Below are 11,771 nucleotides of genomic sequence, written 5' to 3' on the forward strand. Positions count from 1 at the left end.
GGCTACCGCGGGACGTTCAGAGCGATCGTGATCTGCTCCGACACCTTCGCCGCCAGCTCCAGACCTGCGCGGCGGGTCGTCGGCTGCAGCGCGGAGTGGTCCAGCGGGCCTTCAGCCGCGATGTGCGGGTCGGTCGGGATGTCGACCACAGCGGCCGCGCGGGACTCGAAGTACGGCCGGAGCTGCTTCTCGACCTCCTTGTTCACGTCGCCGGGACCGTTCGACACCGCGATCACCGCACGGCGGATCAGGCGCTGCGCCTCCGGGCCCTGGTTGTCGAGCTCCTCCAGCATCTGCACGGCGGCCGCGCAGGACAGGCTCTTCCACTTGATCGGGATGACGAGGGCGTCGGCCGCCTTCATCGCCTCGCGCCAGTTGCTGGAGCCCTCGTTGTTCCCGGTGTCGATCACGAGCACCTTGTAGAACCGGCTCAGCAACCGGTGGATCTGGTCGAAGTCCTTGGCCTCGATCTGCGCGTACGTCGTGGTCGCCGACGTCAGTACGTCGTACTGCCCGGCGACCTGGTGCCGCAGGTACGCCGCCACGTCGCCGAGCCGGGCGTCCGGCTGGGTCAGCATCGGCATCGCCTGGAGCATGTCGGTGACGGTGGACCGGGAGTTCGTGTCGTGCGTGCGCAGGTGCATGTTGCCGCGCAGCTCGTTGTTGTCCCAGGCGACCACGCCGCCGCCGCGCGCCTGACCGAGCGCACCGGCGAGCAGCAGCGTGGTTGGCGTCTTGCCCGATCCGCCCTTCGGGTTCGCCACCACGATCGTCACCGGGCGACGGAACGCCGTCGCCGCGGTCGCGCGGGCGATCCGCTCCAGCCGCTCGCCGCTGCCCGGACGCAGCCGCAGCACACTGCGGACGCCGCGCTCAGCCGGGGCCTCCCGAGGCAGCGGAAGCGCCTGGATCAGCTCGTCGGTGCGGTAGGAGACGTCACGCTGCTGCGGCACGTTCTGACCGGGGATGCCTTGCGGGAAGAAGTGCTGCGCGGCCGGAGAGAGCTGCTGACCGCCCTGCGCGGGCGCAGCGGCCGGCGGAGGGTTCTCCGGGGCGCCGTAGCCCGAGCCCTGGAACGACGAGCCACCGAACACCGGGCTGTTGGGGGCGCCCTGCGGCGCCGTACCGCTGTCGCCTTGTCCACCTGGCTGACCGGCGGCTGCCTGGCCGGCAGACTGGTCGTCGGCGCTGTCCGCCTCGGCGTCGTCGGTCTCGTCCGGAGTGTCTGACTCGGCCATCGGCTGCGACCAGGACGGGCTGGGCGGCGGCTGGTTGGGCCGGGACCACGCGTCGCCCGGGAATTCCTGGGAGAGCGCCTCCGGCTGCTCATCGGGCTTCTCGGGCTCGTCGGCGGGCGCCGTGTTCGGATCCGGCTGGGTCCAGGAGGGCGTCGGTTGCCACATTCTCCGGACCTCGGCCGCCGCCGCTTCCCGGTCCTTGTGCTGTCCGGAGTTGTGCGAGTCGGTCACGACCTGGGTCCCCGATTCTGTCAGAGGGGGCGGGTGGCCCCTGGGGTTGCTGGGTTTCGATTCCGGAGGTGAGGTCCCCGGGGAAGGTCCACTATCCCATGACCGGGTGTCCACACCACGTCACCACCCGGAGCGTCGCACCACCACCGGGTAACGGAATCTGACCCCTCAACCAGTCACCAGGCCGGCCTCATAGGCGACGATCGCGGCCTGCACCCGGTTCTTGACCGCCAGCCGGAGCAGAATCGCGCTCACATACGCCTTCACGGTGCCCTCGACCAGGAACAGCCGCCGGGCGATCTCGGCGTTGGACAGGCCCGCGCCGACCAACCCCAGCACCTCCAGCTCACGCGGGCTCAGTACGGCGACCTGCTCTTTGGCAGCCGCGGCGCGGGCCATCGCCCCACCACCAGCGCCGGTGCTCAGCTCGGCGATCACCCGCTGGGCGACGCGGGGCGACAGATAGGCGGCACCTTCCGCGACAGCCTTCAGACCGGCGATCAGCTCGCGAGGGTCGCCGGATTTCAGCAGGAAGCCGCTCGCTCCATCGCCCAGGGCACGGGCGATATATGCGTCCTCGGAGAACGTCGTCAGGATCACCACCGCGGTGTCGGGCACGGTCCGGCGGATCTCGGCCCCGGCCGCAAGACCGTCCATCCGCGGCATCCGGATATCGAGCACGGCCACGTCGGGCCGGTGTCGCCGTACCTGCTCGACCGCCTCCGTCCCATCGGCTGCCTCGGCAACGACCTCGATCGCGTCATCGGTGTCGAGAATCGCGCGGACCCCGGCCCGCACCATCGCCTCGTCGTCGGCCAGCAGCACCCTGATCATGTCGTCATCCTGTGCTCTCGGGAGCCGGTACGACGGAGCCGCTCTGCACGACCGACTTGGCGACGAGCTTCCCGTCGGCGAAGCAGAGCCGGTAGACGTAGGTGATCGAGAACGGGACGTCCGGACTGTAGTAGCGGCAGGACCAGCCGGCCGGTGCCGTGTAGCCCTCGCTGGGCGGGTCGATCATCTGCATTGCCGGGAGCACCTTCCCCACCTCGTCCTCCGGCTGCCCGATGGTCAGAGCGTCGTACTGCCCTGGGTGCAGGATCGAGTTGTAGCCGGCGATCAGGTAGTAGCCCAAGGCAACCACGCCGACGACCGCTCCGAGGATCAGCGGTGCGGCGACGGCCGTGACCAGACCGCGCCGCGCACTGCGCCGCACGGTGGCTCGTTCCGCTTCCGCAGCAGACATCGGCGGTGTTTCCGGCTCGGGCCGGCCGCCTGCCCGCGGCATCGTTGCCACCACCTCGAAACCGCCGCCGCTCCGTGGCTCCGCGGTCAGCGTCCCGCCGACGAGCCGGACGCGTTCGCGCAGCCCGTCCAGACCGCGTCCGCTCGAGGGAACAGACTGGACCGGCCGCTTTGCACCGGTGTCAACGACCTGCACGCGTACGTCGTCGTCCGCGCGCGTCACGGTCACGGTGACCGCGGCGCCGGGCGCGTGTTTGCTCGCGTTCGTCAACGATTCCTGGACGATGCGGTGCACGGCTCGATCCACCATCGGCGACAGCTCGCCGTCGCCCTCCTCGATCAGACGGACCTCGAGACCGGACTCGGCCGCCCGCTCGATCAGCGACGGCACGCTCTCGTCGCGTGGCACCGTCGGCGCGTCCGAGTCCCGCAGTACGCCGATGATCTCGCCGAGCCGATCCGTCGCGGTGGCGGCTGCTTCACGCAACGAGGTCGCGGCCTGCCGGTGCTCCTCCGGCAGAGACGGGTCGAGCTCCAGGGCAGCCGCGCGGAGGGCGATCAGGCTCAGCTCGTGGCCGACCGAATCGTGCATGTCCTGGGCGATCCGGGACCGCTCACGCAGCCGCTCCTGGTCGATCGCCATCCGCTGCTCGCGCTCGATCCGCTCTGCCCGGTCCCAGCCGGCCGAGGCCAGCAGGGCCTGCTGTGCGCGGTACCGCCCGACCAGCCACGGCAGCACGACCAGAAGCAGTGCGAGCAGCAGCATCACCAGCCAGCTCAGCACCGCCTCGGTGGCGTGCTGCTCACGCTGCACCACCAGAGCGAGGAGCAGTCCGCCGAGCAGTGACCAGCTGCACACCATGACGAAATGCTTCAGCTGAGTCTCCCGGCGACCGGCCAGGTAGCTCATCAGCGTGATCGCCGGAACCAACGCGACCTGTACGCCGTTCTGCGTGCCGAGCGCGAAGGCCAGCACGACGATCTCCGCCCAGGCGACGGCGGTGAGGGCGATCAGAGGCCAGCGGCGGCGGACGAAGACCGCGACGAACAGCGCTGCGATGAAGGCGGCCTGCATCCAGTACGGATCGCCGCGGGCACCGCTCTCCGCGAGCACGAGGAAGCTCAACGCGGCCCACAGGCCGACGTCTCCCAGGCGCCGCCAGTTCATGCCCCAGACGCTACACAGTCACGCCGACATCGCCGTACTGCCGAAAGTCAGGTCCTTCTACCCGTTGCCCTCAGCATCGACCAGCTCGAACGGGACCATGGTCAGGTTCGGCACCTCTTCGCCACGGAGCCGAGCGAGCAGCAGGTCCACAGCCCTCCGGCCCATCTCCTCCTGATCCTGCCGGACATGCAGGTACGGCGGTCCGCCGATCGAGTCGCCCGGTGAATCGAAGCACGCGACCACACGATCACCGCCGAGTGCCCGATCCGTCATCCGGGCCAAGTTGTATTCGCAGGCGAAGTACGCCGTGACCTCGGGCAGCCGCTCGCGGAATGCACGGATCACCTCGACATCCGCCTCGACGCTCTCCGTCGTCGTCGACCCGGGCAGAGTGCTGCGCAGATCGGTCAGCTCGTACGCCTGACCGCGGTCGCCGAACGCGGAGCGGAACCCCTCCAGCCGGTCCTCGATCGACGACGTGTTCACGGGAGGCGGAGACACGAAGGCGATGTGTCGGTGGCCCTGGTCGAGCAGTCGCTCGGTGAGGGCCTTCGCCGCTGCAACGTTGTCGGTGTGGACCGCCGCGACGGGGATCCCGGACAGGTGGCGGTCGACCAGCACAACCGGATAGCCGTCCAGCACCTGTCGGAGCAGGCTGGCGTTGTAGAAGTCGCCGTGGACCGGGAACACGATCAGACCGTCCACCTCACCGGTCGCCACCAGCAGGTCCACGGCCTTCTCCTCATCGGACTGCCGGCCGTGCGTCCGCCGTACGATCAGATGCGCGCCGTACTCCGCACACCGCTCTTCGACCGCGCACAGCAACTCCAGACCGTACGCCTCGGACACATCCGGGATGACGAGCGCGATCGAACGGGCCTCAGGCCTCGGACGCGGCACCCGGCCCCGCAGTGGCACGGTGACGCCGGTCAGGTCGGGCAGATGGCGTACGACGAACGTCCCCTTGCCGCGGATCCGCTCCACCAGCCCGGCCTCCCGCAGTACCTCGAGAGCCCGCTTGGACGTGATCCGGCTGACCTCGAACTCCGCCGCGAGTTCCATCTCGGACGGCACCCGGTCACCGGGCCGCAGCGCACCACGCCGGATCTGCTCCAGCACGTGCGCACTGATCCGCTCGTAGAGCAGCGCCACGGCCTCTCCCCTCACGTTGTCCGGTTGACATATCAGATCATGCGCGATGGCATGCCAACCGCGCAGCAACCGGGGGTTTCCTCCGGGTGAATCAGGGTGGCTCGGGACCCTTCGGACTGTCAGCATTCGGGCATGACCGCCACGCGCCCGTCGGTGCCTGCATTCGCTGCTGTCCCCGTGTACGCCGTCGCTGGGGTCGTGGCCGTCGTACTGACGGCTTTGTCCGGGCGGTACGGGTACCACCGAGACGAGCTGTACTTCATGGTCGCGGGGCAGCATCTCGACTGGGGGTACGTCGACCAGCCGCCGCTGACGCCGTTGATCGCGCGGATCTCGACCGAGGTGTTCGGGAACACCCCGATGGGACTGCGGGTGCTGTCGACGGTGGCCAGCGCGATCACGATCGTCGTGGTGGCACTGATCGCGCGGGAGTTCGGGAGCGAGCGCCGTGGTCAACTGCTGGCGGCGATCTGTGCGGCGGTGTCCGGGTTCGTGCTCGGCGTCGGGCATCTGGTGTCGACTGCGACGTACGACCTGCTTGCCTGGATGCTGATCGCACTCTTCACGATCAAGCTGCTGCGGACGACCGACAGCCGGTGGTGGCTCGCGCTCGGACTGACTGCGGGGATCGCGCTGGAGAACAAGTACCTCGTGGTGCTGCCGATCGGCGCCTTGCTCATCGCCGTGCTGATCGTCGGTCCGCGCTCAGTACTGCGTTCGTGGTGGCTGCTGGCGGGTGTCGCGGTCGCGGGGATCGTCGCGCTGCCGAACGTGCTGTGGCAGTTCCAGCACGACTGGCCGCAGCTCACCGTCGCCGGCGGCATCAGCGAGGACGACGGGACCGAGAACCGGATCATGTTCATCCCACTGCAGATCCTGCAGTTGTCGCCGTTCCTGGTGCCGGTGTGGGTGGCCGGGTTCCGCCGGATGTGGCGGATGCCGTGGGCTCGGTCCGTCACGCTGGCCTATCCACTGCTGTGCGTCGTCGTACTGGCCGTCGGAGGGAAGTCGTACTACGCCTTGCCGCTGCTGCTCGTGCTGGTGGCGGCTGGGGTTGAGCCTGTGCTGGCATGGCGGCGATCGGTGGTGGCGGTTGGGCTCGCGCTGACTGCTCTCACGTCGGCGCTGTTCACGTTGCCTGTGTTGCCGGCGTCGGCGGTGGACTTCGTCATACCGGTGAACAAGGAGCAGGGTGAGCAGATCGGGTGGCAGGAGATGACTACTGCTGTCGCGGACGTGTGGAATCGGATCCCCTCGGAGCAGCGGGGGTCGGCGACGATCTTCACCGGCAACTACGGTGAGGCAGGTGCATTGCGGCGCTTCGGACCTTCGCACGGGCTGCCGCCGGCGTACTCGGGTCACATGAGCTTCGCCGACTGGGAGCGGCCGCCCGACAGCAACACCGGTCCGGTGCTACTCGTCGAGCAGGAGCGGACGCCGACTTTCGAGGCGCACTTCCGCGATTGCGAGCAGGTGTCGACAATCGACAACATCGTCTCGAACGACGAGGACGGCACCGCGCTGGTGCTGTGCGACTCCCCCGGCGCGCCCTGGTCCACGCTCTGGCCGGACCTCCGCCGCTACTACTGACGGCCCTAGGGTTGGCCGATGCTCTCCATGGTCGACATCCCTGCGGGAACCATCGCCCTCCGGGACGACCGCCTCGGCACCCGCTGGCAGGTGTCGTTGCCTGCGTTTCGGTTGGCGCGCTATCCGGTCGTCGGCGGGCGCGACGTACCTCTCACTGGGATCAGCTGGTACGACGCCATTGCCTTGTGCAACGAGTTGTCGGCGGAGGCTGCGCTGCCGGCCGCCTATGTGGTGGATGGGTTGGAGGTCGCGTGTGACTGGACGGCGTCCGGATACCGCCTGCCTACCGAGGCTGAGTGGCAATACGCCTGCACCGCGGGCGTTCCGGCGTACCGCTATGGACCGCTGGAAGACATCGCCTGGTACGCCGGGAACTCTGACGGCGTGGCGCATCCGGTCGGTCTGAAGGCGCCCAATGCTTGGGGCCTCCACGACATGCTCGGCAACGTCTGGGAGTGGTGCTGGGACCTGTACGACCAGGCGACCTATGGCTCCTACCGGATCTTCCGAGGCGGCGGCCACGCCGACCCACCTCGCTCCGTCGGCTCCACCGTCCGCCGCCGTTCCCATCCCACGTTCGCGATCGAGGACCTGGGGCTGCGGCTCGCTCAGTCTTCGAGGACGGCCTGAAAGACGACGCTCCGCTCGGCAAACCCCAGCCGGGCGTAGAACGCCCGCGCACCGTGATTCGCGACGTACGACGTGACGCTGATGCTGGTCGCGTCGTTCGCTCGCGCCCAAGCTTTGAATCGGCCGACCAGTGCCTGGCCCACGCCACCCGCGCGAGAAGCGCTGTCCACATAGAGACTGCGAATCTCCGCAGTACGCCGTCCAAAGCGTGTCGCTGAAGGTGCCGTCACATATCCAACAAGGTGACCGGCCACCACACTCTCGCGCCGCGCAACAAGCACCAGTGCGGAGTCGAGATCGATCAACCTCGCGAAGTCGTCGCGCCCATGCCGCGTCGGCCAGGAGACATCAACCTGAGGGTCGTGAACCCCGGCATCGTCCCTGAAGAGCTGCGACTCCAGCCGCACCAATTCATCGAGATCGGCGTGCACCGCAACACTGACCTGCATCAGACACTCGCCGGGGTACGGAATCGCCGACTGCGCTCAACAGGCTCGATCTCGACCATCCCCGCGCCAGTCATCACCCTCGCGGACGCGACGTTCCCCACGAAGCACTCGCCCCACAGACTCCCGACACCCAGCTCGCCACGGCAGTACTCGAGTCCCGCGGTCAACGCCTCGGTCATGTATCCCTGCCCACGATGAGCCGCACGCACGGCGTACCCAAAGCTCCAATCCGCCACCGGCTCCTCGCTCTCCCCCATCCCGAGCCACCCCACCACCTCACCATCAGACCGCCGCACAAGACTGAACTGCACATGCGTACCGTCATCCACAAACCCCGTCAACCAACCACGCACGGCCTCGTCATCCCGCGGCCCGTAATCCCCCATGAACTGCCCCACCAACTCATCAGTCCACATCTCACACAGAGCGTCGAAATCCCCCACCCCCGCCCACCGCAACTCCAACCGCTCCGTCCTCACCAAAGCCATCACCCTCCGGAAGCTACAACCCGCAATCCCCCAACCGCGACCTGTTAACCGGCTCTCCTGCCGTGGGCGAGCGCCCACTGAGGTGTCAGACCGGGAGGTGGACATTTGGACAGGAGGTGTCAGGCAGCCTGCACTACACCTGCGCCTGAAAGCACCCGCGCGTACGGCGTATCACCGGTGCACTACCTGTCGAGCTGCACACCAACGCCCGCTGGACCAAGACCGTGCAGCACACTGCACGGCGAGCCACCCTCGCCCGGAACCCTCAACGCGGCGGCCAACCCCAGCCGGCAACAGTCCCGCGGCGCCCAACCCTCGCCGGACCCTCAACGCGGCGAGCAACCCCCGCCGGCAACCATCAACGCATCGGCCAGCCCCGGCCGGCAACTGTCCCGTGGCGCCCAGCCCGAGCCGGCAACTGTGAACCCGGCGCCCAGCCCCAGCAGCCGAGCGAAGCGAAGGCGCAAAGGGGGTGCGGGTGGCGGAGCCCCCGCTCGCGGCGAGCGCAGCGCTGCCGCACAAACGACGAAGGCGACGTGTGTCCGCGCACTCCGCGGACACACGTCGCCTATCGCCTTCGTGGACGATACTGGGATCGAACCAGTGACCTCTTCCGTGTCAGGGAAGCGCGCTACCGCTGCGCCAATCGTCCAAAACCGTAACTACAACCCTAGCCTGAGGAGTTGCGAGGTGGAGACGGGATTCGAACCCGTGTACACGGCTTTGCAGGCCGTTGCCTCGCCTCTCGGCCACTCCACCAGGAAGAAAGCTGGCCTGCCGAACCCTCTCCGAGCGGACGACCGGGTTCGAACCGGCGACCTCAACCTTGGCAAGGTTGCGCTCTACCAACTGAGCTACGTCCGCATCGCGACCGGGTTTTCGTGCTCCCCGACGCGAGAAGAACACTAGCCCATCTCCGCCTGAGTTCAAAAACCGGGGTGCCCCACCACGTCGACGTACGGTCATCATCCGGTCACCTTCGGACTGCCTGACAGGCCCGGATCGCTTGCGCACTAAGGTGTTCCGCGGAAGGAGTACGACATGCGTATCTGGCTGAACGGCGCCCTGCTGGACGACGAGGCGACGGTTTCGCCGCTCGATCACGGGCTGACCACCGGCGACGGTGTGTTCGAGACGATCAAGGTCGAGAACGGCCGTCCGTTCGCGGTGACGAGGCATCTGGACCGGCTGGTCCGGTCGGCGGTTGGGCTTAGTCTGCCGGAGCCGGACGTGGCGCAGATCGAGGTCGGCATCGCGGCGGTCGTGGAGGCCGATCCGGGCATCCCGTTCGGCCGGCTGCGGATCACATACACGGGCGGTGTCTCGCCGCTGTCGTCCGAACGCGGTACGTCCGGTCCGACCATCCTGATCGCCACCCAGGCAGTCAAACGCCCCGGCCCGACCTCCGCGATCGTCACCGTCCCGTGGGTCCGCAACGAGCGCAGCGCGGTCGCCGGCCTGAAGACAACGTCGTACGCCGAGAACGTCCGGGCCCTCGCCTACGCGAAGGAACGCGGCGGCAGCGAGGCGATCTTCGCGAACACCATCGGCAACCTCTGCGAAGGCACCGGCTCGAACATCTTCTGCGTGTACGACGGTGAGCTCGTCACGCCGACCCTGGAGTCGGGGGCACTGGCGGGGGTGACGCGTGCGCTTGTCCTTGAGTGGTTCGGCGCGACCGAGCGCGACGTACCGATGGAGCGTCTGTTCGAGGCCGACGAGGTCTTCCTCACGTCCACGACGCGCGATGTACAGGCCATCCACCGCGTCGACGACCGCGACCTGCCCGCCCCGGGACCCATCACCGCACAAGTAACCAAGATCTTCGCCGACCGCTCAACCGACGAGCCGAACCCGTAGGTCGGCGCCGGTACGTCGCGGCCCGGCGTACGAAGGATGGTCGAACTCAGACTCCCTCGGGCTCGACTACTCGCCCGAGGCTTTGCGGCGTTCGCGGTAGGCGGCGACGTGCAGACGGTTGCCGCAGGTGCGTGCATCGCAGTACCGCTTCGAACGGTTCCGTGACAGGTCGATCAACGCGTCGTCACAATCCGGCGCCTCACAGCGGCGAAGGCGCTCGCGTTCCCCCGCCGAGATGACCTGCGCCAACGCGATCCCGCACTCCACCGTGATCCGGCACGCCAACGACGCGCCGTCCCGCGAATAGTGGATGTGCCACGGATGCCCGTCGTGATTCGTCAGCCGCGGCGTCGTCGTACCCCGGGCAACGATCGCGTTGATCATCGCCGCCGCGTCGGCATCCGACCCGGTCGTGAAGACAGGCGAGAACAGCGGCCGCAGATCCCTGACCTCGGCCAGGTCCTTGTCCGACAGCGAGCCGACCGCGCTGAACTCCCGCTCGTGGACGAACTTCTCCAACTCCTCGAGCGTTTCCAGGGTGTCGACCTGGCTGTTCGGACCCGGCAACGTGTTCACGAGCCGGACCAGCGTGCCGAGCGCCTGCTCGGTGTCGTGCGAGAAAGTCACAATCACGTCTCCAACGCGACGGGGTCTCCGTCTTGCAGCAAGAGTAGCCCGGCCCGATTAGATCGTCGCTGACTGATGCGCTATGGTTTCACACGCAACACCAGCACCACCCGGGCGATTGGCGCAGTGGTAGCGCGCTTCGTTCACACCGAAGAGGTCACTGGTTCGAACCCAGTATCGCCCACGAAGTCGACAGGCGACGCATGTCCGCGGAAAGCGCGGACGGCGTCGCCTTCGTCGTTTGTGCGGCAGCGCTGCGCTCGCCGCGAGCGGGGGCTCCGCCACCCGCACCCCCTTTGCGCCTTCGCTTCGCTCGGCTGGCTCGGGTTGGCCGCCGCGGTTGGGTGCCTTCGCTTCGCTCGGCTGGCTCGGGTTGCTCGCCGCGGTTGGGTGCCTTCGCTTCGCTCGGCTGGCTCGGGTTGGCCGCCGCCGCTCCCAGCCGCCCGGGTACGCAGGCACCAAAACTCCCGTGGAGTCGGCGACGCGGGATCACTCGTCAACTGCGGGACGGCTCAATCGACACACATCTCGGTGAACCGGCGCACACCGATCGGGTGGGAAAGTCTGCAAACCCTGAAAAGTTTGATCCAGGCACCTACCTCGCATCCCTTATGCCTTCGCTTCGCTCGGGTTGCTCGTGGCTCGTGGCTGTGCAGCCGTCCGTACCCGGGCCGGGCTATACGCCTTGGCCGGTGGACTTCTCGAAGTGCAGGCGGTCGGCGGTGCTTATGGATTGGGTCTCGTTGATGTATTGGCGGCTTGAGCGGGTCAGGAATCGGAGGTCGGCGTTTTGGATTGCTCGGTATTCCGCGGGCGTGGTGGTGGCGCGGTTGGGTGGGGCTTCGGTGGGGATCCAGTCGGCCACGGTGGTGCCCTGGTTCCGGACGGAGATCCAACGCTCGCGAGTCATTGGGCCGCTGCCTGCCTCGATCGCCGCAATCACCTCTGGTGGCGTGTCCGGCCACGAGCACCAGTTACTGATCACTTCGACCAGGCCTAGCCCGGGCGTTGCAGTAACGATGTGATCGCGGGGGTCCGACACGTGTCGTAGATGTAGAGAAGTGCCTTGCCTGCAAGGGATTCTGTACTTGTC

11 protein-coding genes and 4 tRNA genes are annotated in these 11,771 nt (G+C 67.9%); 4 read left to right on the forward strand and 11 right to left on the reverse strand.

From position 1 onward, the window contains the following. Positions 1 to 2: 2 nt before the first annotated feature. The 4 genes from E0H73_RS43355 to E0H73_RS43370 form a co-directional block, all read right to left on the reverse strand. On the reverse strand, positions 3 to 1,469 hold the full coding sequence (locus E0H73_RS43355; protein ID WP_131366787.1) for a MinD/ParA family ATP-binding protein: 1,467 nt from the start codon (positions 1,467 to 1,469) through the stop codon (positions 3 to 5). Between the two features lie 168 nt (positions 1,470 to 1,637). Next, on the reverse strand, positions 1,638 to 2,303 hold the full coding sequence (locus E0H73_RS43360) for a response regulator transcription factor (RefSeq protein ID WP_131366789.1): 666 nt from the start codon (positions 2,301 to 2,303) through the stop codon (positions 1,638 to 1,640). 4 nt (positions 2,304 to 2,307) lie between these two features. Beyond that, positions 2,308 to 3,882, reverse strand: coding sequence for a sensor histidine kinase (locus E0H73_RS43365; RefSeq protein WP_131366791.1), 1,575 nt, complete (start codon positions 3,880 to 3,882; stop codon positions 2,308 to 2,310). A gap of 57 nt (positions 3,883 to 3,939) precedes the next feature. Continuing rightward, positions 3,940 to 5,034 (reverse strand): GntR family transcriptional regulator, encoded by a 1,095-nt coding sequence (locus E0H73_RS43370; protein WP_131366793.1) that lies wholly within the window; start codon positions 5,032 to 5,034, stop codon positions 3,940 to 3,942. Between the two features lie 132 nt (positions 5,035 to 5,166). Between E0H73_RS43370 and E0H73_RS43375 the strand changes: the two genes are divergently transcribed. Further along, positions 5,167 to 6,624 carry an ArnT family glycosyltransferase gene (locus tag E0H73_RS43375; protein WP_131366795.1) on the forward strand — a complete coding sequence of 486 codons (1,458 nt, stop codon included), beginning with the start codon at positions 5,167 to 5,169 and terminating at the stop codon, positions 6,622 to 6,624. An 18-nt stretch (positions 6,625 to 6,642) separates the two neighbouring features. Then, entirely contained in the window at positions 6,643 to 7,254 is a 612-nt protein-coding gene (locus E0H73_RS43380; RefSeq protein WP_238164652.1) for a formylglycine-generating enzyme family protein, read from the forward strand. On the opposite strand, the gene E0H73_RS43385 is transcribed toward E0H73_RS43380, so the two are convergent. The 5 genes from E0H73_RS43385 to E0H73_RS43405 form a co-directional block, all read right to left on the reverse strand. Beyond that, the gene (locus tag E0H73_RS43385; RefSeq protein ID WP_131366797.1) at positions 7,233 to 7,703 is read right to left on the reverse strand and encodes a GNAT family N-acetyltransferase; all 471 of its coding nucleotides are present in this window, start codon (positions 7,701 to 7,703) and stop codon (positions 7,233 to 7,235) included. The two genes, E0H73_RS43380 and E0H73_RS43385, sit on opposite strands and share 22 nt — an antisense overlap. Continuing rightward, positions 7,703 to 8,296 carry a GNAT family N-acetyltransferase gene (locus E0H73_RS43390; RefSeq protein WP_131366799.1) on the reverse strand — a complete coding sequence of 198 codons (594 nt, stop codon included), beginning with the start codon at positions 8,294 to 8,296 and terminating at the stop codon, positions 7,703 to 7,705. Before E0H73_RS43390 ends, E0H73_RS43385 begins: the two co-directional genes overlap by 1 nt. Before the next feature lie 475 nt (positions 8,297 to 8,771). After that, a tRNA-Val gene (locus tag E0H73_RS43395) sits at positions 8,772 to 8,843 on the reverse strand. Positions 8,844 to 8,879: 36 nt separating this feature from the next. After that, positions 8,880 to 8,950, reverse strand: a tRNA-Cys gene (locus tag E0H73_RS43400). A gap of 32 nt (positions 8,951 to 8,982) precedes the next feature. Further along, positions 8,983 to 9,055 (reverse strand) — tRNA-Gly (locus tag E0H73_RS43405). A gap of 177 nt (positions 9,056 to 9,232) precedes the next feature. On the opposite strand from E0H73_RS43405, the gene E0H73_RS43410 reads away from it, so the two are divergent. Beyond that, positions 9,233 to 10,051 (forward strand): aminotransferase class IV, encoded by an 819-nt coding sequence (locus tag E0H73_RS43410; RefSeq protein WP_131366801.1) that lies wholly within the window; start codon positions 9,233 to 9,235, stop codon positions 10,049 to 10,051. 66 nt (positions 10,052 to 10,117) lie between these two features. Here the strand turns inward: E0H73_RS43410 and E0H73_RS43415 are convergent, their stop codons facing one another. After that, a complete protein-coding gene (locus E0H73_RS43415; protein WP_238164653.1) occupies positions 10,118 to 10,684 on the reverse strand; it encodes a CGNR zinc finger domain-containing protein in 567 nt (188 codons plus the stop codon). Between the two features lie 106 nt (positions 10,685 to 10,790). Between E0H73_RS43415 and E0H73_RS43420 the strand changes: the two genes are divergently transcribed. Next, a tRNA-Val gene (locus E0H73_RS43420) sits at positions 10,791 to 10,862 on the forward strand. Positions 10,863 to 11,354: 492 nt separating this feature from the next. Here the strand turns inward: E0H73_RS43420 and E0H73_RS47735 are convergent. Further along, on the reverse strand, positions 11,355 to 11,771 hold a 417-nt coding region (locus E0H73_RS47735), incomplete at its 5' end, for a hypothetical protein (RefSeq protein ID WP_238164654.1).

It is taken from the genome of Kribbella pittospori (genome assembly GCF_004331465.1).
Lineage (GTDB): Bacteria > Actinomycetota > Actinomycetes > Propionibacteriales > Kribbellaceae > Kribbella > Kribbella pittospori.

Bases quoted from the DNA above. Each gene is read 5' to 3' on its own strand.
- E0H73_RS43375 (WP_131366795.1), top strand. From the start codon at position 5,167: ATGACCGCCACGCGCCCGTCGGTGCCTGCATTCGCTGCTGTCCCCGTG.
- E0H73_RS43365 (WP_131366791.1), bottom strand. From the start codon at position 3,882: ATGAACTGGCGGCGCCTGGGAGACGTCGGCCTGTGGGCCGCGTTGAGC.
- E0H73_RS43385 (WP_131366797.1), bottom strand. From the start codon at position 7,703: ATGCAGGTCAGTGTTGCGGTGCACGCCGATCTCGATGAATTGGTGCGG.
- E0H73_RS43390 (WP_131366799.1), bottom strand. From the start codon at position 8,296: ATGTCCACCTCCCGGTCTGACACCTCAGTGGGCGCTCGCCCACGGCAG.
- E0H73_RS43360 (WP_131366789.1), bottom strand. From the start codon at position 2,303: ATGATCAGGGTGCTGCTGGCCGACGACGAGGCGATGGTGCGGGCCGGG.
- E0H73_RS43410 (WP_131366801.1), top strand. From the start codon at position 9,233: ATGCGTATCTGGCTGAACGGCGCCCTGCTGGACGACGAGGCGACGGTT.
- E0H73_RS43380 (WP_238164652.1), top strand. From the start codon at position 6,643: ATGCTCTCCATGGTCGACATCCCTGCGGGAACCATCGCCCTCCGGGAC.